The sequence below is a fragment of the Microbacterium sp. NPDC055442 genome (genome assembly GCF_053644215.1).
The window spans coordinates 794,916-817,501 of record NZ_JBSHLF010000001.1 but is presented as its reverse complement, the minus strand read 5'-3'; the positions used below and the strand labels follow the sequence as shown (position 1 = coordinate 817,501).

20 protein-coding genes are annotated in these 22,586 nt (G+C 70.7%); 8 read left to right on the top strand and 12 right to left on the bottom strand.

Annotated elements, in window-relative coordinates:
• Positions 1–2: 2 nt before the first annotated feature.
• The 3 genes from ACWIBS_RS04015 to ACWIBS_RS04005 are packed head-to-tail and all read right to left on the bottom strand — an operon-like array spanning position 3 to position 3,689.
• Complete coding sequence (locus ACWIBS_RS04015) at positions 3–1,460, bottom strand: lipase maturation factor family protein (RefSeq protein WP_376131357.1); 1,458 nt, start codon at positions 1,458–1,460, stop codon at positions 3–5.
• A gap of 50 nt (positions 1,461–1,510) precedes the next feature.
• Positions 1,511–2,167 (bottom strand): response regulator transcription factor, encoded by a 657-nt coding sequence (locus ACWIBS_RS04010; RefSeq protein WP_376131360.1) that lies wholly within the window; start codon positions 2,165–2,167, stop codon positions 1,511–1,513.
• 1 nt (position 2,168) lies between these two features.
• A complete protein-coding gene (locus ACWIBS_RS04005) occupies positions 2,169–3,689 on the bottom strand; it encodes a sensor histidine kinase (RefSeq protein ID WP_376131363.1) in 1,521 nt (506 codons plus the stop codon).
• 91 nt (positions 3,690–3,780) lie between these two features.
• On the opposite strand from ACWIBS_RS04005, the gene ACWIBS_RS04000 reads away from it, so the two are divergent.
• The 3 genes from ACWIBS_RS04000 to ACWIBS_RS03990 all read left to right on the top strand — a co-directional run bounded on the left by ACWIBS_RS04000 (position 3,781) and on the right by ACWIBS_RS03990 (position 6,125).
• Positions 3,781–4,917: a phosphotransferase gene (locus ACWIBS_RS04000; RefSeq protein ID WP_376131366.1), complete on the top strand. Its 1,137-nt coding sequence runs from the start codon at positions 3,781–3,783 to the stop codon at positions 4,915–4,917.
• Positions 4,918–5,019: 102 nt separating this feature from the next.
• Positions 5,020–5,421 (top strand): hypothetical protein, encoded by a 402-nt coding sequence (locus ACWIBS_RS03995; RefSeq protein WP_376131369.1) that lies wholly within the window; start codon positions 5,020–5,022, stop codon positions 5,419–5,421.
• 128 nt (positions 5,422–5,549) lie between these two features.
• Complete coding sequence (locus ACWIBS_RS03990) at positions 5,550–6,125, top strand: hypothetical protein (RefSeq protein ID WP_454136486.1); 576 nt, start codon at positions 5,550–5,552, stop codon at positions 6,123–6,125.
• A 135-nt stretch (positions 6,126–6,260) separates the two neighbouring features.
• On the opposite strand, the gene ACWIBS_RS03985 is transcribed toward ACWIBS_RS03990, so the two are convergent.
• Positions 6,261–8,318 (bottom strand): NAD(+) synthase, encoded by a 2,058-nt coding sequence (locus ACWIBS_RS03985; protein WP_376131186.1) that lies wholly within the window; start codon positions 8,316–8,318, stop codon positions 6,261–6,263.
• Positions 8,319–8,497: 179 nt separating this feature from the next.
• Here ACWIBS_RS03985 and ACWIBS_RS03980 point away from each other — a divergent pair, with 179 nt between their 5' ends.
• Positions 8,498–12,058: a TM0106 family RecB-like putative nuclease gene (locus ACWIBS_RS03980; protein ID WP_376131189.1), complete on the top strand. Its 3,561-nt coding sequence runs from the start codon at positions 8,498–8,500 to the stop codon at positions 12,056–12,058.
• Positions 12,059–12,106: 48 nt separating this feature from the next.
• Positions 12,107–12,421 carry a DUF3467 domain-containing protein gene (locus ACWIBS_RS03975; protein ID WP_376131192.1) on the top strand — a complete coding sequence of 105 codons (315 nt, stop codon included), beginning with the start codon at positions 12,107–12,109 and terminating at the stop codon, positions 12,419–12,421.
• Between the two features lies 1 nt (position 12,422).
• Here the strand turns inward: ACWIBS_RS03975 and upp are convergent, their stop codons facing one another.
• Complete coding sequence (gene upp, locus ACWIBS_RS03970; protein ID WP_376131195.1) at positions 12,423–13,055, bottom strand: uracil phosphoribosyltransferase; 633 nt, start codon at positions 13,053–13,055, stop codon at positions 12,423–12,425.
• A gap of 77 nt (positions 13,056–13,132) precedes the next feature.
• Between upp and ACWIBS_RS03965 the strand changes: the two genes are divergently transcribed.
• Positions 13,133–13,564, top strand: a complete 432-nt coding sequence (locus ACWIBS_RS03965) for a nucleoside deaminase (protein WP_376131209.1) — start codon at positions 13,133–13,135, stop codon at positions 13,562–13,564.
• Between the two features lie 426 nt (positions 13,565–13,990).
• Here the strand turns inward: ACWIBS_RS03965 and ACWIBS_RS03960 are convergent, their stop codons facing one another.
• Genes ACWIBS_RS03960 through ACWIBS_RS03950 form a run of 3 tightly spaced genes read right to left on the bottom strand, consistent with a single transcriptional unit; the run spans position 13,991 to position 17,050 of the window.
• Positions 13,991–14,920, bottom strand: a complete 930-nt coding sequence (locus ACWIBS_RS03960; RefSeq protein WP_376131197.1) for an LLM class F420-dependent oxidoreductase — start codon at positions 14,918–14,920, stop codon at positions 13,991–13,993.
• A gap of 19 nt (positions 14,921–14,939) precedes the next feature.
• Positions 14,940–15,905 carry a cation diffusion facilitator family transporter gene (locus ACWIBS_RS03955; RefSeq protein ID WP_376131200.1) on the bottom strand — a complete coding sequence of 322 codons (966 nt, stop codon included), beginning with the start codon at positions 15,903–15,905 and terminating at the stop codon, positions 14,940–14,942.
• A 32-nt stretch (positions 15,906–15,937) separates the two neighbouring features.
• Positions 15,938–17,050: an alpha/beta fold hydrolase gene (locus ACWIBS_RS03950; protein WP_376131203.1), complete on the bottom strand. Its 1,113-nt coding sequence runs from the start codon at positions 17,048–17,050 to the stop codon at positions 15,938–15,940.
• A gap of 128 nt (positions 17,051–17,178) precedes the next feature.
• On the opposite strand from ACWIBS_RS03950, the gene proC reads away from it, so the two are divergent.
• Positions 17,179–18,021, top strand: a complete 843-nt coding sequence (gene proC, locus ACWIBS_RS03945; protein WP_376131206.1) for a pyrroline-5-carboxylate reductase — start codon at positions 17,179–17,181, stop codon at positions 18,019–18,021.
• A gap of 117 nt (positions 18,022–18,138) precedes the next feature.
• Here the strand turns inward: proC and ACWIBS_RS03940 are convergent, their stop codons facing one another.
• Both ACWIBS_RS03940 and ACWIBS_RS03935 read right to left on the bottom strand, forming a co-directional pair.
• On the bottom strand, positions 18,139–18,810 hold the full coding sequence (locus tag ACWIBS_RS03940; RefSeq protein WP_376131430.1) for a potassium channel family protein: 672 nt from the start codon (positions 18,808–18,810) through the stop codon (positions 18,139–18,141).
• The gene (locus ACWIBS_RS03935) at positions 18,803–20,182 is read right to left on the bottom strand and encodes a TrkH family potassium uptake protein (protein ID WP_376131449.1); all 1,380 of its coding nucleotides are present in this window, start codon (positions 20,180–20,182) and stop codon (positions 18,803–18,805) included. The genes ACWIBS_RS03940 and ACWIBS_RS03935 overlap by 8 nt, the downstream gene beginning before the upstream one ends.
• Before the next feature lie 133 nt (positions 20,183–20,315).
• Here ACWIBS_RS03935 and ACWIBS_RS03930 point away from each other — a divergent pair, with 133 nt between their 5' ends.
• The gene (locus ACWIBS_RS03930) at positions 20,316–20,723 is read left to right on the top strand and encodes an ArsR/SmtB family transcription factor (RefSeq protein WP_376131433.1); all 408 of its coding nucleotides are present in this window, start codon (positions 20,316–20,318) and stop codon (positions 20,721–20,723) included.
• Positions 20,724–20,754: 31 nt separating this feature from the next.
• On the opposite strand, the gene ACWIBS_RS03925 is transcribed toward ACWIBS_RS03930, so the two are convergent.
• Positions 20,755–21,603 carry an ABC transporter permease gene (locus tag ACWIBS_RS03925; protein WP_376131435.1) on the bottom strand — a complete coding sequence of 283 codons (849 nt, stop codon included), beginning with the start codon at positions 21,601–21,603 and terminating at the stop codon, positions 20,755–20,757.
• Positions 21,600–22,517 carry an ATP-binding cassette domain-containing protein gene (locus ACWIBS_RS03920; protein WP_376131438.1) on the bottom strand — a complete coding sequence of 306 codons (918 nt, stop codon included), beginning with the start codon at positions 22,515–22,517 and terminating at the stop codon, positions 21,600–21,602. Before ACWIBS_RS03920 ends, ACWIBS_RS03925 begins: the two co-directional genes overlap by 4 nt.
• Positions 22,518–22,586 lie beyond the last annotated feature (69 nt).

Sequence of the window (22,586 nt, the reverse complement as noted above, 5' to 3'; positions counted from 1 at the left end):
GCTCAGCCGAGCGCGATCGGATCGACCACCGTCCGGCGCTGATCTCGTCGCCAGCGCTCGCGGGAGACCCGGAACTCGGCCCGTGTCGTGAAGCGGTACCGATACGCCACGACCCGCACGGAGCGGGGCCGTGCGCCGGCGAAGGGATCGCGCGCGAGAAGTCGCAGCGTCGACTCGTCGGCTTCGAGCAGCCGCACGAGGAACACCGCGAACCAGTCCTCGAGCGACCTGCCCAGCGGCAGGAACCACATCAGCCAGTCGAGCCGCAGATGGTACGGCGCGACCCACGGCGGCACGCGGCGCAGGTCCTGCGGCTTGCCCTTGAAGGCGTACTCGCGCCAGTCGACGCCGTCGAGCGTGCCCTCGACGACGTATTCGATGCGCGTCGTGGTCACGGTGCCGAAGGCGCCGTACGCGTTGGCGAGCTGCCAGCGGTTGAAGCTTGCGTTCATGAGCTGCCGCGACGCGGCGAGGTTGCGCACGGCCGGCCAGCTGATCACGACGTAGAGCGCCCCGACGGTGCACGTCGTGACGAGCCAGACCAGCGGCATCCCGTCGATCAGCCAGGGAGCGTCCGTCACCGCACGCGCGCTGGTCGGCAGCCCGATCGCCGTGAACGCGATGACGATCGTGGCCCAGTTCAGCCAGGCGAAATTGCCCGTCGCGACGAGCCACAGCTGAGTCACGATGACGATGCACCCCGCCACGGCGCCGACGACGGCAGGACAGGCCGCATCGATCCACAGGCCGAGGATCGGCGTGAAGAGCAGCCACGGCACGACGAGCTGGGCGATGTGGTTGCCGACGACCTCGAGTTTGTGGAACCAGCGGGGGAGGAGGTGGGCCTGGCGGCTGAGCGGCCCGGGCATGGGCTGCGTCTCGTGGTGGTAGGTCAGCGCCGTGAGGTCGCGCCACTCCCGCCCTCCGCGGATCTTGATGAGCCCCGCCCCGAACTCGAGACGGAACAGCAGCCACCAGAACAGGACGATGACGACGACGGGCGGCGGCTGGGAATCCGAGCCGAGGAAGGCCGCGAGGAACCCCGCTTCGAGCAGCAGCATCTCCCAGCCGAAGCCGTAGAAGGTCTGCCCGATGCTGACGATCGACATGTACCCGATCCACAGCGCGAGGAAGCACACCATCGGCACCCAGGGCGGCCCCCATTGCGGGATGCCGCACACGAGCGCCGCCGCGATCACGAGGCACACCGTGCACAGGGCGACCAGACGCCGATCCGTGTACCGCCACCGCCGGAAGATCGTCGGGCGCAGCAGGCGCGCTCCGCGCGGTGAGGACCGCGCCCACTCCAGCAGCTCGGGTGCGGGCAGCAGGCCGCGCTCGCCCAGCAGCGGGCGGAACTGATTCAGCGTCGAGACGAAGGCGACGAGGTACAGCGCGGCGATGCCCCGCTGCAGCACCTGCCGCGCGAACTCGAAGTCCACCGCCGCGAACCCGTCCATCGGTCCATGATCGGCCCCTCGTGCCGCGGGACACGAGGGCTGGACAGGGGTCAGACGAGTCGGTAGCCGACCCCTCGGACCGTCTCGATGCGATCCGACCCGAGCTTCTGCCGCAAGTACCCGACGTAGACGTCGACGACGTTCGAGCCGGGGTCGAAGTCGAATCCCCACACGCGGCTGAGCAGCTGCTCGCGGCTGAGCACCTGGCCGGCGTTGCGCACGAGCTCTTCCGCGAGCGCGAACTCGCGGGCCGAGAGCTCGACGGCCGCGCCGCCGACGTGCGCGAGCCGGGTCCGCACGTCGAGGACGAGGTCGCGGTGCGAGAGATCGATCGATGCGCCGGCGGAATCCCGGCGCATGCGCAGGCGGATCCGCGCGACGAGCTCGTCGAAGCGGAAGGGCTTGCCGAGGTAGTCGTCGGCACCGCCCTCGAGCCCGGCGACCGTATCGGCGAGCTCGACGCGCGCCGTGAGCATGATGACAGGCATCGTCGACCCCGAGCCGCGGATGTTCTCGAGCACCTCGAAGCCGTCCATGCCGGGCAGGTTGACGTCGAGCACGAGCAGATCGAACTCGCCGCTGAGCGCGAGGTCGAGCGCCTGCGGACCCGTCGGTGCGACGCGGGTCGCGAAGCCCGCGGCGCGGAGCCCCTTGTCGATGAAGCCCGAGATCCGCGATTCGTCATCGGCGATCAGAATGGATGCCACGTCAGTCCTCTTCGTCGACAGCGGGTGGGAGCGTCGCGGGTCGCGGTGGAAGCGGCGGGCGCGGCGGGATGGGCCCGTGCGCCGCGGCGGCGGCACGCACGAGGGGCAGCGAGATGACGAACCGGGCGCCGCCCCCCGCGGCGTCGGCGACGCGCACCGATCCGCCGTGCGCGCGGGCGATGACCTGCACGATGTGAAGACCCAGACCGCTGCCCGAGCGCTCATGCGCGTCCGCGCCGCGGTGGAAGCGGTCGAACACGTGCGGCTTCGCGTCGTCGGCGACGCCCGGGCCGTGGTCGCGCACCGAGATCTCGAGGGCGTCGCCGGCGACGCGGCTCGCGATCTCCATCCGCCCGCCACCGTGGGTGACGGCGTTCTGGGCGAGCTGCAGCACCGCCTGCGTCACGCGCGCGGCATCCAGAGCTGTGACGACCTGGGCGATGTCGCCGGCGATCACGTCGCTGCCCTCGATGCCCTGCGCCTTGCGCAGGATCTGCTGCACGAGATCGGCGGCGTCCGTCGGTGCCAGGCGCACGGGCGACGGCCCGTGCAGTGCCGCGTCGGCGGCGAGGTCCTGCACGAGGCGGCTCATGCGCTCCAGTTCGTCGACGACGAGGTCGCGCGTCGCGCGCACGTCGGATGCATCGTCGGGATCGACGACCTCGAGGTGGCCGCGCACGATCGTGATGGGGGTCTTCAACTCGTGCCCGACATCGCTCAGCAGGCGCCGCTGCGAGTCGAGCGCCTCGTCGAGCCGGTCGAGCATGTCGTTCATCGTCTGCGCGAGCTCGGACACGTCGTCACGGCCGACGATCGGCAGCCGCTCGGTCAGCGACTGGGCCGACACGCGCTCGGCCGTCTCGCGCATCTGCCGCAGCGGTCGCAGCAGCCGCGTCGTGACGAGCACGCCGACGACGGCGATGACGACGAGGGTCACCAGCGACGCGATGAGGAACACCCGCGCGGCGCTGTTGATCTCGGCGAGCTCGGCGTCGATGTCGTACGCGATGACGAAACCGGCCGTCGCCGTGGCATCCCCGTCGATCGTCACGGGCACCGCGAGGTAGCGCCACGCGACATCGTCGCCCGTGTAGGTGCCGATCACCGGTTCGGACTCGGGCGCCGTCTTCAGGATGTGCGGCACGAAGCCGGGCGCGCTCTGCAGATCGACGTCGAGACTGATCCCGGGCACGAGCGCCGGGGCGCCGTCGACGAGACCGATGACGCCCGTGTTGTCATCGGGTGCCGTGCGCTGCACGATGGTCGTGAGCGCCTGCTCGGCGGAGTCCCACGTGCCGGAGTCGTCCGCACCCTGCTCGACGAGGAACCGCGCGGACTCGAGGTTGGCGGCGAGCAGCTCGTCGATCTGGCTCAGGATGCGCTCGCGCTCTTCGAGATAAACCACGAAGCCGACCGAGAGCAGGCCGATCGCCGCCACGAGGGTCATCACGGCGATGAGCCGCGTGCGCACCGAGACGACGGGCACACGGAGCAGGGACCCCCGCGATCCGCCCTCACCCATGCTGTTCAGTATCGCGTGCGGCACGAGCGGCGGGCGCCAGTGTAAGAGAGATCTCATCCCGTTGCGGCCGCACCCGTGCTGGGATCGAGGGATGGACATCGACCCTCCCGAGCGCGCGCTGCTCGTCGACGCGCTCGACCTCGCTCCCGACGCGCGCGTCACGCTGCTGAGCCGTGAGCCGCTCGGGCGAGGAGCGGTCGCGGGCTTCGACGTCGCGGTCGACGACGAGACGGTGACCTACTTCGTCGACACGTCGCGCCGCGCCGTCGCGCGCGAGACGGGCATGGTCGCCGGCAGCCTGGACGATCCGGACGTGCGGGTGTGGGTGCATCCCGCGGATCCGCACCTGCCGGCGTTCGCCGCCGTCGCGTTCGCGCACGCCGCCGAATCGCTGCTCGCCCGGCTCGGGATCGCGGCGACGGGTCTGCCCGAGCTCGTCGTCTATCGCGCGGGGCGGCGGGGCGTGCTGCGGATCCCGACGACGGAGGGGCCCGCGTGGGTCAAGGCCGTGCCCCCGAGCCGCATCGCGGCGATCGTCGAGGCGCACACGGTGCTCGCGGCGGCGGGGATCCCCGTGCCCGCCGTGCGCGGCTGGTCCGAAGACGGCGTCATCGTGTGGGACGCCGCGCACGGCACCCCCGCCCCGGATGCCGCGTGGTCGCCCGTGACGCTGCTCGACGCCGTCGACGACCTGCGGGCCCGCTTCGCGGCCGCGCCGCTGCGTCAGCCCGCGCGCACGCGACTCGACCGCCGCCTGGACTGGTACGACGAGCGCCTGCACGCCGTGCTGCCCGACGCGCAGGCCGCGAGCGCCGCCGACATCGCCGGGCGCGCGCGCGAGATGTGGCCCGATGAAGCGCTGACGGTCATCCACGGAGACCTGCACTTCGGACAGCTCTTCCTCGGCGAGGGCGACGTCGTGACGGGCGTCATCGACGTCGACACGGCGGGGGAGGGAGCCGCGAGCGACGACACGGCGGCGTTCCTCGCGCACGCCGTGGCCAGCGCGCTCCTCACCCCGGCTCCGCGCGACGCGCGCGTGTGGGAGCTCGCCCGTCACGGGTTCGAGCGGTGGGACGGGCCCGCGCTGCGCGCCCGCGCGGCGACGCACCTGCTCGGTCACGCGCTCGGGGCGGCCGAGGCCGGCGACGACGACCGTGCAGAGCGGATGCTGCGGGTTGCGGCATCCGTTTCTCGAGGCGATGCGGAGGCGCTCGGCGCAACGTAAGAGGCGTCTCATGTCCGGCTTCGAGGCCGCTTACCCCGGCCTTGCAGACTGGAGATGCCCCGGCGGGGTCCGACCCCCCGCCGGACCGAAAGGAAGAGAGACATGATGAACAAGAAGAAGAAGTGGATCACGTACGGTGTCGCCGGCGCCCTGGGCCTCTCGCTCGTGGGTGGAGCCGCCGCCGCGACGGCGGCCAACATGGACCTGCGCACGGGTGACGGCTCGGTCGTCCCCGGCGGGCCCGTCGTCGGCTCGTCGGGTGACGTGCTCGACCGCGACACCGTGAAGATGCGCGCGACGGACACGTCCGCTTCGGTCATCTCGACCCCGTCGGTGAACTCGGCCCCCAGCCGCCCCTCGCCCGTCTCGGTCGTCAGCGCGCCGTCGCCCGTGGCCCCCGCCCCGGCTCCCGCACCGGTGGACTCGCCGCCGTCGCCGGCATCGGTCCCTTCGCCGGATTCCCCGCCGTCGCCGGCATCGGTCGCTTCGGCCGGCTCGGACTGACGTCTGGATCGACGGGCGGCGCCTCCTCGGGGGCGCCGCCCGTCTTCGTGTCTTCCGGGGGCGGCGCGACCACGCCAAGATGAAGGGGCGGCACCGCCGCGCGAAGCTGCAGGAAGAAGGGCGAACCGATGGAATCCGTTCTGCTGGACACCCCCGCCGGAATCTCGGCTCGTCTGGGGTGGGACCCCCGGATGAGCGAGCACGATCGCAAGCGCGCGCTCGCGAAGGAGCTCGTCGCCGCGCGCCTCGGCGTCGAAGAGAAGGACGTGCGCATCGAGCGCGAGGCGCCGAAGACCTTCGGCTTCCACACCCAGCTCATCGCCGTCGTCGACGGGCAGGAGGTGCCGCTGCGGATCCGCAACGCGAACGCCCGCGCGGCGTCGCTGGTCACGGTCTCCGAGCCCGATGTCGTCGTCGGGATCGACCTGCGCGACGCGCACCCCGACGAGGTCGAGCTCAACACGATGAAGCGGCACTCGCACCTGCTCGATGAGAGTGACCACGCCGCGCTGCTCGCGCACTGGACGCGGGTGCAGGCCGTGCGCGACGCCGACGGACGCGGCACGCGGGTCGCCGGCGAGCACGTGCGGCTGAACTCGGCGCACACGAAGGGCTGGGTGCCCGATCGTCGGGCGCAGTACGACCTCGCCGACCTCTCGCGCGACGGCTGGATCATCACTCTCGCCTACGCCACCCCCGCGTGACCGCGAGACTGCAACGGGCCGCCGAGACTGCGGGTGAACCCCGCTCGTTCGGCGCGCCGTTGCAGTCTCGCGGTCAAGGTCTCGCGGTCGGGAACGGCCGGGGGAGGGATGCCGCGGGGCGGCGGCGACCGCCGCTCAGGCGGGGCGCGCCGAGGCCGGCAGCGCGGCGTCGAGCTCGGCGAGCCAGACGCGCGCATTGCCGTCCGACGGTGCACGCCAGTCACCGCGCGGCGACAGCGAGCCCGCGGGTGAGACCTTGGGTCCGTTCGGGATCGCCGAGCGCTTGAACTGCGCGAACGCGAAGTACCGCTGCAGGAAGACCCGCAGCCAGGTCGCGACGGTCGGCAGGTCGTAGGCATAGCGGTCGGCCTCGGGGAAACCGGGAGGCCAGGCCCCGGCATCCGGATCGTTCCACGCGTGCGACGCGAGGAAAGCGATCTTCGACGGGCGCATCCCGAACCGCAGCACGTGGAACAGCGCGAAGTCGTGCAGCGCGTACGGACCGATGCGGTCCTCGGTCGACTGCAGCTTGCCGTCCTGCCCCGCCGGCACGAGCTCGGGCGAGATCTCGGTGTCGAGCACGGACTGCAGCACATCGGCCGCGGCGTCGTCGACGCCCTCGCGGTGCGAGATGACCCAGCGGATCACGTGCTGGATGAGCGTCTTCGGCACGCCCGCGTTGACGGCGTAGTGGCTCATGTGGTCGCCCACACCGTAGGTCGCCCAGCCCAGAGCGAGCTCGGACAGATCGGACGTGCCGATCACCATGCCGTTGTTCTGGTTCGCCAGACGGAAGAGGAAGTCGGTGCGCACCCCGGCCTGCACGTTCTCGAATGTCACGTCGTACAGGGGCTCACCACCGGCGAACGGATGCCGGATGCCCTGCAGGATCTCGGTGGCGGCGGGCCGGATGTCGATCGTCTCGATCGACGCGCCGACCGCCTGGGCGAGAGCGACGGCATTGGACTTCGTGTGCTCGCTCGTCGCGAACCCCGGCATCGTGTAGGCGAGGATGTCGCTGCGCGGGCGCCCCATCCGGTCCATCGCGCGCGCCACGACGAGCAGGGCGTGCGTCGAGTCGAGGCCGCCCGAGACGCCGATGATGGGCTTCGGGTCGCCGATCGCGCGCAGGCGCTGCACGAGCCCGGACACCTGGATGTTGAACGCCTCGTAGCAGTCCTGCGCGAGCCGCGCGGCGTCGTCCGGAACGAACGGGAACCGGTCGAGCGGCCGGCGCAGGCCGATGTCCTCGTGCGGCGGCTCGAGCAGCGTCTCGATGTGCAGGAACTCCGCCCCCGTCGCCACCCGGTTGTCGTCGAAGGTTCCCTGGCGCAAGCGGTCCTGGCGCAGCCGATCGAGGTCGACGTCTGCGACGCTGCGCCGCGCGCCGTCGGGGAAGCGCTCGGTCTCGGCCAGCAGCATCCCGCCCTCGTAGATCATCGTCTGCCCGTCCCACGAGACGTCGTTCGTCGATTCGCCCTGGCCCGCAGCGGCGTAGACGTATGCCGCGAGGCACCGCAGCGACTGCGACTGGCACAGTGCCCGGCGCTCGTCGGCGCGCGCGATCGTGATGGGACTGCCGCTGAGGTTCACCAGCACCGTCGCACCGGCCAGGGCGGCCTTGGACGACGGCGGGATCGGCACCCAGACGTCTTCGCACACTTCGGCATGCAGCACGAGGCCCGGCACATCCTGCACGTCGAACAGCAGGTTCGTGCCGATGACGGTCTCGATCTCGCCGATGCGGATGCCCTCGCCCGACCACGGCTCGCCCGGCGCGTACCAGCGGCGCTCGTAGAACTCGCGGTAGGTCGGCAGGTAGGACTTGGGGGCGACGCCGAGCACAGCGCCGCGGTGGATGACGACGGCGCAGTTGTAGAGGCGGTTGCCGTGCCGCAGCGGCGCTCCGACCACGAGGACGGGCAGGAGGTCTTCGGATGCCGCCGTGATCCGCTCGATCGCGGTGTCGACGGCGTCCAGCAGCGCATCCTGCATCACGAGGTCTTCGATCGCGTAGCCGGTCAGGCACAGCTCGGGGAAGACGGCGACGGCGACCGACTCGTCGTGGCACGCACGGGCTTCGGCGAGGACGGCGTCGGCGTTGGCCACGGGGTCGGCGATCGCAACGGGGATCGTGCAGGCGGCGACGCGGGCGAAGCCGTGGCGGTAGGCGCTCTCGAACGGCAGGCTCATCGCTCCAGTGTGGCACCGCGGCTGCGGGTGCGGCGAGGGGGAGCCGGGCGGGTTGCAGGAAGGGGCGCGACCTGTGATGCTTCGCGCCCGCGACACGCCGACCCGGGATGTGCTTCCTGCAGATCGCACGCGACGGGGGTGTCTGAGGGCGCGGTTAGGGTCGTGGAGGAAGGGGAGACATGCGCTATATCGAGGGTGAGAGCCGGATCGTCTGGAGTGCGAGCGATCTGAAGGCGGCGGCCGAGTGCGAGTTCGCCTGGGCCCGCGCGATCGACGCGAAGCTCGGGCGCATCGCCGCCGTCGACGAGCCCGAAGACGAGACGCTCAAGCGCGCCGGCCGCCTCGGCACGGCGCACGAGCGGCGTGTGCTCGCGGACTACATCGAGCAGTTCGGCAGCGAGCGGGTCATCGAGATCCCCGAGACGAGATCGACGGATGCGGCGGGGCTCGCGCACGCCGTCGCCCTGACCGACGCGGCGCTCGCCTCCGATGCCGCCGTCGTGTATCAGGCCGCGTTCGCCACCGACGAGTTCGTGGGCTTCGCCGACTTCCTCGTGCGCGACCCTTCGGCAGGCTCAGGGACCGCGTTGGGCTCAGGGAGCGGTCCCGGCGGGGCGTGGATCGTGCAGGATACGAAGCTCGCGCGACGCGCGCGGGTCACCGCGCTCATGCAGCTCGCGGCCTACGTCGACCAGCTCGACCGGCTGGGCGTTCCGCGCGGCGACCGCGTCGAACTGCTGCTCGGCGACGGCACGACCAGCGCGCACGAGATCGACGACCTGCTCCCCGTCTTCCGGCTGCGCCGCGCCCGGCTCGCGGCCCTCATCGCCGACCGGCGTGTCGACCTCGGCGCGGCGGGCGAACCCATCGCGTGGGGCGACGACCGCGGCGACCTGCGCGTCGTGGCGTGCGGGCGCTGCGCGACGTGCGACGCCGAGGTCGCGGCATCCCGTGATCTGCTGCTCGTCGCGGGCATCCGGCCGACCCAGCGCGAACGGCTGCGCACCGCCGGCATCATGACGATCGACGACCTCGCCGGCGCTCGCGTGCTGCCCGCGAGGATGAACGCCGACACGTTCCGGATGCTGCAGACCCAGGCCCGGCTGCAGCTCACGAGCCCCGCGGGCGGACTCGACGAGGTTCCGAGCGGCGGTGCACCGCCCGTGCCGACGTTCGAGGTCGTCGAGCCGAAGGCGATCGCGGCGCTGCCGCGTCCCGACGACGGTGATCTGTTCTTCGACTTCGAGGGCGACCCGCTCTACAGCGAAGAGGCCGACGGCGGCGCGCGACGGTGGGGGCTCGACTACCTCTTCGGCTGGGTCGACGACCGCGAGCAGTACACGGCGCTGTGGGCCCATTCGTTCGACGAGGAGAAGCGTGCGCTCGAGACGTTCCTCGACATCATCGCGCTGCGCCGGGCGCAGTACCCGGGCATGCACATCTACCACTACGCGCCCTACGAGCCGACGCATCTGCTCGCGATGGCCGCGCGCTACGGCGTGCGCGAAGCCGACGTCGACCGACTCCTGCGCGACGCGGTGTTCGTCGACCTGTATCCGATCGTGCGCCGCGCGCTGCGGGTCGGGTCGCGCTCCTACTCGATCAAGAAGCTCGAGCCGCTCTACATGGGCGACGAGGTGCGCACGAGCGATGTGCAGAAGGGCGACGATTCGATCGTCAAGTACGTCGAGGCCCGCGCGCTCGCGGACGAGGACGACGCCGCGGCGAATGCGATCCTCGACGACCTTGCCGACTACAACCGCTACGACTGCGTGTCGACGAGGCGCCTGCGCGACTGGCTCGTCGACCGGGCGCGCGAGGCGGGCCTTCGTCCGACGCCGAACCCCGAGCCCGACGAGCACGTGTACGAGCCCTCGCCGCGCGCTCTCGCGCTCACCCGATCGGCCACCGAGCATCCCGAGGATTCCCCCGAGGCCGTCGCGCTGCGCCTCGGTGCCGCCGCGATCGACTACTACCCGCGCGAAGTGAAGTCGTTCTGGGCGACGCACTTCCTGCGCCTGCGCGAACCGGTGTCGCTGTGGGAAGAGACGCGCGACGTCGTCGTGATCGACCCCGACCGGTGCCGGGTCGTCGACGATTGGCACGTCGCCGAGAGCGGCCGCGGCGCTGAGCGCCGCACTGTCGAGCTGCGCGGCGAGCTTGCACCCGGTACACGGCTGAGCGTGGGGTCGAACCCGTTCGCGCTCTACGACCTGCCCGCACCGTTCCCGTACGAGGCGATGCCGCGTTGGATCCATGCGACGCGCGCCGTCACGGTCGTCGAGGTGCTCGACGACGGCGTCGTGGTGCAAGAGACGGCGGTCGACGGTGTGACGTGGAGCGACCTGCCCCTCGCGCTCACGCCGGCCGCTCCGCCGCGGGCCGGGAACCAGCAGCTGGCGATCGACACGTGGGCCGACGCGATCAGTGCGGCCGCACCAGCGCTGCCCGAAGACCCCGCGACCGACATCCTGCTGCGACGGCCGCCGCGCGTCCTCGGGGGCGCTCTGCCGTCGTCGACGGCGGGCGACGTCGACACGATCGTGCGCGCTCTGCGCGGCCTCGACCGCAGCTACCTCGCCGTGCAGGGGCCGCCCGGCACCGGCAAGACCTATGTCGGATCGCACGTGGTCGCCCGCCTCGTGCGCGAGCACGGATGGAAGATCGGCGTCGTCGCGCAGTCCCACGCCGTCGTCGAGAACATGCTCGACCGCATCATCGACGCTGGAGCGCCGGCCGCGCAGGTCGGCAAGGCGCCGAAGAACCCCGAGACCCCTGTGGCGTTCACGGTCATCCCGAAGAACGGCGTCGCCGCGTTCGCCGCCGAGCACGCGGCATCCGGATTCGTCGTCGGCGGGACGGCGTGGGACTTCGCGCACGAAGGTCGGATCCCGCGGGGCAGTCTCGACCTGCTCGTGATCGACGAGGCGGGGCAGTTCTCGCTGGCATCGACGATCGCCGTCTCGCTCGCGGCACCGCGGCTGCTGCTGCTGGGCGATCCGCAGCAGCTGCCGCAGGTGAGTCAGGGCACGCATCCCGAGCCCGTCGACACGTCGGCGCTCGGGTGGGTCATGGACGGATCCGACGTCATCCCCGCCGAGCTCGGCTACTTCCTCGCGCGCACGCGCCGCATGCGACCCGAGGTGGCCGCTCCCGTGTCGGTGCTGTCGTACGACGGCGAGCTCGCGGCGCATCCGGCCACCGCGATGCGGGTGCTGGAGGGAATCGAGCCCGGGGTGCACGCTGTGCCCGTGCGGCACCGCGGCAATGCGACGCAGTCGCCCGAAGAGGCCGAAGCGGTCGTGGACATCGTGCGCGATCTCGTCGGCCGCCAGTGGCGCGACATCCGGTTCGAAGAGGGCGACGGAGCCGCTCCGTGCGATCCGCGGCCGCTCGAGCAGCGCGACATCATCGTCGTGACGCCGTACAACGCGCAGCAGGTCATGGTCGAAGAGGCGCTTGCCGCGGCGGGCTTCGCCGAGGTTCCCGTCGGCACGGTCGACCGATTCCAAGGTCAGGAGGCCTCCGTCGCGATCATGTCGCTCGCGGCCTCGTCGGGGCGCGATGCTCCCCGCGGCGTCGACTTCCTCCTGCTGCGCAACCGCCTCAACGTCGCGATCTCACGCGCCATGCATACGGCCTACCTCGTGCATTCGCCCGAGCTGCTCGACGATCTGCCGCGGACGCCCGAGGGCGTCGCGCGGTTGAGCGCGTTCGCCCGGCTCGTCGGACGCGCCTGAGCGGCGACGCGTAGACTCGTCGAACACCGAGTCCCGACGGAGGTACCCGTGGCCGACGACGCCCCACGACAGTTCGAGATCGATCTTCCGCCCGAGCAGATCCCCGGTTCCTACGCCGATTTCGCGAACGTCTGGCACACGCCGACCGTCTTCGTGATGGACTTCCTGACTCTCGCCCAGCCCCCGCACGAAGAAGTCGATCAGGCGACGGGCGAGCGCCGGACGGTCGTGCCGGCGCGCGTCGTGGGCCGCATCCGGATCCCTCCCGAGCAGGTCTTCGAACTCGCGAAGGCGCTCACCCAGCAGCTGGAGTTCTGGGAGCAGGAGACGGGCAAGAGCCCGCCGACCGAGCCGGCGCGCTGAGTCAGACGGTGCCGTAGAGACGGTCGCCGGCGTCGCCGAGTCCGGGCACGATGTACGCCCGCTCGTCGAGTCGCTCGTCGACGGCGCCGAGCACGAGCGTGACGTCGCGCCCCTCGACCTGCTTCTCGATCGCCGCGAGTCCCTCGGGCGCCGCGAGGATGCAGATCGCGGTGACATCCTGCGCTCCGCGGTCGAAGAGGAACTCGATCGCCGCGCCGAGCGACCCGCCGGTCGCCAGCATGGGGTCGAGCACGAAGCACTGCCGGTCGCTCAGATCGTCGGGCAGGCGCTCGGCGTAGGTCGTCGGCTCGAGGGTCTCTTCATTGCGGGCCATGCCGAGAAAGCCCACTTCGGCCGTCGGCAGCAGCTTGACCATGCCCTCGAGCATGCCGAGTCCTGCGCGCAGGATGGGCACGACGAGCGGACGCGGCTCGCCGATCCTGACCCCCATCGTCGAGGTGACCGGCGTCTGGATCTCGATCGGCTCGACTCGAACGTTCCGGGTCGCCTCGTAGGCGAGCAGCGTCACGAGCTCTTCGGTCAGCTGACGGAAGACGGGCGAAGGAGTACGCGCGTCGCGCAGAACCGTGAGCTTGTGCGTGATGAGCGGATGATCGGCGACGTGCAGGCGCATAGGGCAAGGGTAGTCGCTGCGGTGCCGCCGCACCGTACGCTCGTGTCGTGACGTTCGACTCCATGGATGCCGCCGCGATGCGACGTGCGCTCGAGCTCGCCGCCGAGGCCGGAGCGGCGGGCGACGTGCCCGTCGGTGCCGTCGTGACGGATGCCGCGGGCACGGTCATCGGCGAAGGGCGAAACCTGCGCGAGGCGACGGGCGACCCCACGGCGCACGCCGAGATCGTCGCGCTGCGTCATGCCGCGGCATCCCTCGGCTCGTGGAACCTCGAGGGGTGCACGCTCGTCGTGACGCTCGAGCCCTGCGTCATGTGCGCCGGGGCGGTGCTGCAGTCCCGCATCCCGCGCCTCGTGTTCGGCGCCTGGGACGACAAGGCCGGCGCCGCCGGATCCATGTACGACCTCGTGCGGGACCGGCGCCTGCCGTACCGCGCCGAGGTCGTCGGCGGCGTCGCCGCAGAGGCGGCATCCGCTCTTCTGCGCACCTTCTTCGACGCCCGCCGCTGACGCCCCCGCCGCCCTTCCCTCCCGCGCCCGCGCCCGCGGTCCTCCGCCCCCCGCGCCCGCGGTCCGCCGGCGCCCGGCTTCCCCTGTTGACTTGCGGCTTGTGCGCGCGGCGCGCGGCGTGTCGTCGACACAATCCGCAAGTCAACACAAGGTGCGTTGTCCTCCGGTGCGCGTTGTCCCACGCCGCGCCCTCCCACGGTCACGGCGCCGCCGCACGTCGCACCCGTTGTCCACTTGCGGCTTGTGCTCCCCGCATCCGGCGTGTCGTGGGCACAAGCCGCAAGTCAACGCAACGCGCATCGACGCAACGCGCATCGACGCAACGCGCATCGACGCAACGCGCGACATCACCGTGCGTCAACGCGCATCGACGCAACGCGCGACCTCACCGCGCGCAACGCGCGGCGAGGCGGCGGGGTCACGGGGTCAGCGGGGGAGGAGAGGCAGTACCTCTTCGCCGAGGAACGAGACGTGGTCGACGTCGCGCAGGTCCATGAGCTGGAAATGCACGCGCTCGGCGCCGAGGTCGCGCAGGCGAGCGACCTTCTCCGCGATCTCATCGGCGCCGCCGACGATGCCTCCGCGCTCGCGTGCGGCTCCGACGGTCGTCCCCGCGTTGGCGGCGCGCCGCTCGAGGTCGGCGGACGTCGCACCCGCGAGGGTCGGCAGGGCGACCGACAGCTTGAGGGTCGCGGGGTCGCGATCGATGCGCTCGCACGCTGCGCGGACGCCGTCGAACTTCTCAGCGACGACGTCTTCGTGCTGGAAGCCGATGTTGAACTCCGTCGCGTAGCGCGCCGCGATCGCCGGGGTGCGACGAGGCCCGCCTCCGCCGACGATGACGGGCATGCGCTCCTGCACGGGCTTGGGCAGGGCGGGCGCGTTCACGAGCGTGTAGTGCTCGCCGTCGAACGAGAAAGTCTCTCCGGCCGGTGTCTCCCAGAGCCCCGTGATGACGGCGAGCTGCTCTTCGAAGGGACCGAACCGCTTCGCGGGGAACGGGATGCCGTAGGCGCGATGCTCGTCCTCGAACCATCCCGTGCCGAGGCCGAACTCGACCCGTCCGCCCGACATCGCGTCGACCTGTGCGACCTGGATCGCCAAGATCGCGGGTGCACGATGCGTCGCCGAGGAGACGAGCGTGCCGAGCCGGATCCGGCTCGTCTCGCGGGCGAGGCCGGCGAGCGTCGTCCACGCGTCGGTCGGTCCCGGCAGGGGGTCGCCCGGGCCCATCCGCATGTAGTGGTCGGAACGGAAGAAGGCGTCGAAGCCGAGGCGCTCGGCGGTCTGCGCGAAGGCGAGCTGGTCGTCGTACGAGAATCCCTGCTGCGGCTCGGTGAAGATCGTGTACTCCATGCCGTCAGTCTGACAGCGCTCAATCGACCGAGCGGATGACGATCTCCTCCGTCGAGGGCTCCGCGCTGTCTCCGCGACGGTAGACATCGGGCTCGAGATAGATGACGCGCGCGGCCGGCACGGCGACGCGGATGCGCGCCTCGACGATGTCGATGTCGTGCGCCGCTTCGACGAGCGGCCTGTCGGACGGCAGGGCGATCTTCGCCGCCACGAGCAATTCATCGGGACCGAGGTAGAGCGTCTTCATGTGGATGAGCCGCTCCACTTCGGGACCCGACTCGATCGCGGCGACGATGAGGTCGTGGTCGGTCTGTGTCGCACCCTCGCCGACGAGCAGGCTCTTCGTCTCGACGCCGAGGGTGATCGCGACGACGATGAGCAGCGTGCCGATCATGAGCGTGCCGATCGCGTCGAAGATCGGGTTGTGCGTGACGGCGGACAGCCCGACCCCGAGCAGGGCGAAGACGAGACCCGTGAGGGCGGCGATGTCTTCGAGGAGCACGACCGGAAGCTCGGGGGCCTTCGCGTGGCGGACGAACGACACCCAGGACTGCTCTTTCGGGCGCACCAGGTTGCTCTCGCGCACGGCGGTGCGCAGCGAGAACGACTCGAGCCCGATCGCGATGACGAGCACGAGCAGGGGGACCCAGACGTGGTCGAGCTCGTGAGGATGAGTGATCTTCTGGACGCCTTCGTAGATCGAGAAGAGGCCTCCGACCGAGAAGAGGATGATCGCCACGACGAAGGCGTAGACGTACCGTTCGCGTCCGTGACCGAACGGGTGCTCGCGGTCGGCTGCGCGTTTCGCGCGACGCCCGCCGAGCAGGAGCAGCAGCTGATTGCCCGAGTCGGCGACGGAGTGGATCGCCTCGGCGAGCATCGAAGCCGAACCCGAGATGAACCACGCGACGAACTTGGCCGCGGCGATGCCGAGGTTGGCCAGGAACGCCGCGATGATGGCCTTCCCGCCACCGGACGCGCTCATGGCGGAAGCCTATGCCCGAGCGCCGTGCGGCGTCAGTCGGCCGAGCGCAGGATGATCGCTTCCGTGGGCGGCGCGGGGTTGGCCGGGATGCCCACATAGCCGATGCGCGTGAGCAGGGCGTGACGGAACTCGGCCGGGCGCTCGAGGTGCGGCGAGTGCCCGACACCCTCGAGATCGATCTCGGTGACATCCCCGCCTGCATCGGCGTACGCGCCGAGCACATCGCGCGTCTGCGACACCATCTCCTGAGCCGGCGCGATCTCTTCACCCGGCCAGTCGGCGAGGATGCCGAGTTGGCCCAGGTAGTTGACGTCGTAGAACGAGGCGTCCGAGACGATCGCGTCCGCCGTGCCGTGGATCCACAGGATCGGCGGCTTGGGCGCGAGGTCGACGATGCCCGACACGTTGAAGTGCGCCGGCGTCATCGTGTTGAGCACGCCCAGCGGACCGGCCGCGAATCCCGGCCACGCGTCGCTCGCCACGCTGTCGCCGGGGTAGTTGCCCTCGGCTGTCGAGGTCGTGAGCATCGATTCGACCCAGACGTCTTCGTGGTCGGTGCGGTAGCCGGGTGCGACATAGCCCGAACGGAAGACGTTGCGCGGCGAGGTCTGCGCTTCATCGCTGCGGTCGCCCTCGGCGAGCCGCCGGATGAAATCGGGGTTCGCGCCGCCGGCTCCGGTGCCCGCGTCGTCGTCGGTCAGACGGGAGCCGTCGCGGCGCGTGCCGCCGAATCCATACGGCGAGACGGGTGCCTGCAGCGTGAGGCTGAGCACCGGGTGGTCGAGTGCGTACTGCATCACGACGCCCCCGCCCATCGACCAGCCGACGAGATGAGCCGTCGGGATCTCGAGGGCTTCCAGCGTCGAGCGGACGTCGTCGCTGAAGTCCCGCACACCGCGCGTCGCGTCGACGGGGGCGTGCTCGGTGCCGCCGAAGCCCCGCAGATCGATCGCGATGACTCGGAGGTCGCTCGGCAGATCCTGCATGATCTCCTGCCAGAACAGGCTCGAAGAGACGTTGCCGTGCACGAACACGACGGTCTGATCGACCGGCGTCTTCGGATCGTCGCCCGCGCGCTCGAGGATGTTCACGTTCAGCCTCGGCGTTTCGATGACGCGCGAGGTGATGCCGTCGAAGAGGGTCATGAGCGTGCCTCCGGATGCTGACCGCGCGAGGGCGTCCCGGCCCCCGTCGTCCTTCGACTATATCCGGCGACCCGGTGCGGATCCGGGGTCGGGGCGCGGCATCCGGATCAGGTTCATAGGATGGCGGCATGGCAACAGATACGACCGTCCTCCCGCCCGTCGCGATCCTCGGTGCAGGTTCGATGGGCGGTGCGATCCTGCAGGGCGTCGTGCGTTCCGGGCTCGCCAGCAGCGTCGTCGCGACGAACCGCACGGCCGAGAAGGCCGCTGAACTCGCGGGCCTCGATGCCGTGACGAGCATCGCGCTCGCCGAGCAGCCGACGGGGAACACGGATGCCGCGGCCGCGGCCGACATCGTGCTGGTCGGTGTCAAGCCGGTCATGGTCCCCGATCTGCTGCGTGAGATCGCGCCGTCCCTGCGTCCGGGCACGATCGTGGTGAGCCTTGCGGCGGGTGTCACGATCGCGACGTTCGAGGCGCTCCTGGGGCCGTCGATCCCCGTGCTGCGGTCGATGCCGAACACCCCCGCCGTCGTCGGGCAGGCCGTCACGGGCCTCGCCGCCGGCACGACGGCTGCGGCCGGCGACGTCGCCGTCGTGCGCCGCCTGTTCGAGACGTGCGGCGCCGTGATCGAGGTCGCCGAGTCGCAGATCGACGCGCTCTCGACGATCTCGGGGTCGGGTCCGGCGTACGTCTTCCTGCTCATCGAGGAGCTCACCAAGGCCGCGCGCGGCAAGGGCTTCGACGAGGATCAGGCGCGGCTCATGGCCGAGCAGACCTTCATCGGCGCGGCCGCGCTGCTCGCGGCATCCGGTGAAGACCCCGCCGAGCTGCGTCGCCGTGTCACGAGCCCCAAGGGCACGACCGAGCGCGCCGTCGGGGTTCTGCAGGCCGCGCGGCTCGACGTCGTCTTCGAGACGGCGACGGACGCCGCCCTCGCCCGCGCCCGCGAACTCGCCACCGGCGACTGACGCCCCGCGTCCCCGGGCGGCACCCGACCGCGAGACTGCACGGGAGCGCCGAGAGTGCGGGGTTACCCCGCACTCTCGGCCCGCCGTTGCAGTCTCGCCGTCAGAAAGGGCGGCGGGTCAGCGGTCGAGGGAGGCGAAGCGCTCGATGTCGGAGTTCGTCCCCGACACGATGATGAGGTCGTGGTTGGTCACGACGGTGTCGGCCTCGGCGTAGCGGAAGGGCTTGCCGGGGCTCTTCACGCCCACGACGGTGACGCGGTACTTCGTGCGCACGCCCGATTCGTTGAGCCCGACGCCCCGGATGAACCGCGGCGGGTACATCTTGGCGAGCACGAAGTCGTCGTCGAAGCGGATGAAGTCGAGCATGCGGCCGCTCACGAGGTGCGCGACGCGCTCTCCGGCCTCGCGTTCGGGGTAGACGACATGGTTCGCGCCGACGCGCGCGAGGATCTTGCCGTGCGACTGCGAGACCGCTTTCGCCCAGATCTGCGGGATCTTGAGGTCGACGAGGTTCGCCGTGATGAGCACGGACGCCTCGATCGACGTGCCGACCGCGACGACGGCGATCTGGAAGTCCTGCGCTCCGACCTGCGTCAGCGCGTCGATGTTGCGCGCGTCGGCCTGCACGGTGTGCGTGACCCGCTCCGACCACTTCTGCACGAGATCGAGGCTCGCGTCGATCGCGAGCACCTCGCGGTCGAGACGGTCGAGCTCACCCGCGCACGCGGCGCCGAAGCGCCCGAGCCCGATGACGAGGACAGGCGCATCGCTGCGGATCTTCTCAACCAACGATGGGCCTTTCCACGGGCAGCGAATACAGCTGCGAACGGGATGACGCGGCCACCGCCGCGGCGAGAGTCACTGTACCAACGCGGCCCATCAGGATCGTGATGGCCAGGACGTAACTCGCGGCGTCGGGCAGCTCGGCCGTGAGACCTGTCGACAGCCCGACCGTCGCGAAGCCCGAGATGACTTCGAACAGCACGTCGCCGAGGTCGGCCTTCGTGATCTGCGTGATGATGATCGTCGACAGCGCGACGATCGTGGCGCCCCACACGACGACCGAGAGCGCGACGCGCAGCACGTCGCTGGGGATCCTGCGGCCGAAGACCTGATTGGATGCGCGTCCCCTGGCCTCCGACCAGACGGCGAGGCCGATGACGGCGAGGGTCGTCACCTTGATGCCGCCCGCCGTCGAGGCGGATCCTCCGCCGACGAACATGAGCATGCACGCCATCAGCAGGCTGGACTGATTGAGCTCGCCGACGTCGAGCAGGGAGAAGCCCCCCGAACGGGTCATCGCGGAGAGGAAGAACGCCTGGAACGTCGTGTCGAACGCATCCTGCGGGCCGAGGGTCAGCAGGTTGTCGTACTCGAGGATGAGGAAGACGACACCGCCGGCGAAGAACAGCGCGACGGTCGTGATGAGCGTGAGCTTCGTGTGCAGCGACCACCGGCGCACGTGCCACAGGTGCTTGCGCAGCGTGTAGATGACCGGGAATCCGATCGAGCCGAGGAAGACCCCCGCCATGAGCGCCGTGAGGAAGACGTAGTCGTGCGCGAACGGCGCGAGACCCTCGGCGTTGGGCGTGAAGCCCGTGTTCGTGAACGCCATCGCCGCGAAGTACAGCGCTTCCCACGCGGCGGTGTGCCAGGGGATGCCGGCGAGCAGGAGCCCCGGATAGAGCAGGACCGCCACCACGGCCTCGATGACCAGCGTGGACAGCGCGACCGTCGCGAGCAGACTGCCGATCTGCCCGAGCTGAACGGTCTGCCCCTCGTTGACCGGACCGCCGTGGCTGCGCAGCGGGTTCGAATCGCTCGCCGCCATGAGCTTGGCGCGCAGGCCCAGCCGACGCGAGATGACCAGTCCCAGGATCGACGCGATCGTGAGCACGCCGAGCGCCCCGATCTGCACGCCGAGGAAGACCAGGACCTGACCGAACGGCGACCAGTGCGTGGCCATGTCGACCGTCGCGAGCCCCGTGACGCAGATCGTCGAGACGGCGGTGAAGAACGCGTCGGCGAAGGGGGTCACGCCGCCGTCGTCGGCGGCGACGGGCAGCGAGAACAGCCCCGTGAACAGCAGGATCAGCGCGACGTAGACGAGGATCGCGACCCGGGCGGGGGAGCGCTGCGTCAGATCGCGGAAGAACTCCATGACGTCGTGGCCCACCCGCTGGAGGACCGACCTGCCAGACGCGCGTCTCGCGTCCGCCATAGGCGTCCTCCTCGTCACCGTCCCACGGTAGGGCCTCATGGTACTCCGCGGAGCGCCCGGCTAATCTGAGCACATGGCGGACATCTTCGACGTGATCGCGGACGGTACCCGTCGCGACATCCTGCGACTCCTGCTCGACCGCTCCGCCGCGAGTGAGCGAGGCACGAGCGTGTCGCAGATCGTCCAGGAGCTCGGGGCGAGCCAGCCCACGGTCTCGAAGCACCTCAAGGTGCTGCGCGAGGCCCATCTCGTATCGGTGCGCGAAGAGGGTCAGCACCGGTTCTACAGCCTCGCGCCCGAACCACTCGACCAGATCGACGACTGGCTCATGCCGTTCCTGAGCGACGGCACCGACTACGGCCTCGCCGCTGCGTCGACTCTTCCCGAGTCCGCCGCGCACGCGGCGGACGTCGTCGGCCGGGCCGCGGCATCCGCTCGGTACGCCGTCGCGAACGCGCTCAAGAGGCTGCCCGGACGCTGACTCCCGCCGACGCCCGGGCGGTCCCCGGTGCTCAGCGGCGGCCGGCCTTGCGGCGGAACAGCCAGGAGCCCCACGCGATCGAGACCGCGAGGATGGCGGCGCACCAGCCCAGCGCCCACCACGCCGAATCGCCCATCGGCGTGCCCAGGAGCAGGCCCCGGATCGTCTCGATGACGGGCGTGACCGGCTGGTGCTGCGCGATCGGCTGCAGCCAGGACGGCATCGTGTCGATTGGTGCGAAGGCGCTGGACAGGTAGGGCAGGAACAGGATGATGAAGCCGTAGCCGTTCGCGCCCTCGGGGCTGCCGGCGGCGAGTCCGATCGCGGCGAAGAGATAGGTGATCGTGAGGATGTAGAGGGCGATGACCGCGACGGCGCCGATCCAGCCCCACACGTCGGCCGTGGGGCGGAATCCCACCAGCAGCGCGACACCGATCACGATCCCCGTCGCCAGGAGGTTGCGCAGCAGGCTCGCCACGACGTGTCCGGTGAGGACCGCGCTGGCGCGCATGGGCATCGTGCGGAAGCGGTCGATGATCCCCGCCTTCATGTCGCCGGCGACGTAGACGGCCGTCGACGAGGCGCCGAAGCCCGCGCAGGTCAGGACGATGCCGGGCACGACGTAGTCGACGTACCCGCCGGACGGGTCGATCGCGCCGCCGAACACGAACGTGAACAGCAGCATGAGCATGACCGGGAGCATGACCGCCATGAGGAGCGACTCGCCGTCGCGCAGCGAATGCCGGAGGCTGCGGCCGACGAAGACGCTCTCGGCGGTGAGTCCCGACACGCGCGGCCGCAGGGCGGGGGCGACGGTGGTCCGGGATGGGCCCGCGCCTCGCGACGCGTCAGCGGCGGGTGACGTCGGCGCGGGGATCATGCGAGCTCCTCGACGGGGCGCGCTGCGGCGCGACGCGCCTCGGGCGAGGTGAGGGTGAGGAAGACGTCGTCCAGGCTCGGGCGACGCAGAGTCACGGTGCCGTCGACGCCCTGCTCGTCGAGGACGTCGAGAGCACGTCGCAGACCCGACACCGTGCCGTCCGTCGGGACTTCGCGGAGGAGGCCGCCGTGTGCGTCGTGCAACTCGACGGTGTCGCCGCCGATGCGCGCCTTCAGCTGCGCGGCCGTGCCGATCGCGACGACGCGTCCGCCATCGAGAACCGCGATGCGATCGGCGAGGTGGTCCGCCTCTTCGAGATACTGCGTCGTGAGGAAGACGGTCGTGCCGGCGTCGGCGAGGGATCGGATGACCTCCCACAGCTCGCGGCGGCTGCGCGTGTCCAGACCCGTCGTCGGCTCGTCGAGGAACAGGACCTCGGGGGCTACGACGAAGCTCAGCGCGAGGTCGAGGCGACGGCGCATTCCGCCCGAGTAGGCGCCGACGCGCTTGCCCGCGGCATCCGTCAGGTCGAAGCGCTCGAGCAGTTCCGCCGCGCGTTCCCGCGCGCGGCGGGGCGCGAACCCGGACAGGCGGGCGAGCATGACGAGGTTCTCGGTGCCGGTCAGCACGTCGTCGACGGCGGCTGCCTGGCCGGTGAGGCTGATGCGTCGTTTGACCTCGTCGGGCTGTCGGACGACATCGATGCCGATGACCGACGCGGTGCCCTCGTCGGGTTGCGCGAGGGTCGTGAGGATGTTGATCGTGGTCGTCTTGCCGGCGCCGTTGGGGCCGAGGAGGGCGAAGACCTCGCCGCGTTCGACCGTCAGGTCGAGGCCGTCCAGGACGCTCTGCCGACGGAACGACTTGCGCAGGCCCCGGACCTCGATGGCGGGAGCGGGCATCGGATCGTTCATGGGAACCTCTCTGTATAGGGCGGAAACTGTTTACAACGGTAACTGTTTATGACGGTAACACACTGTTTA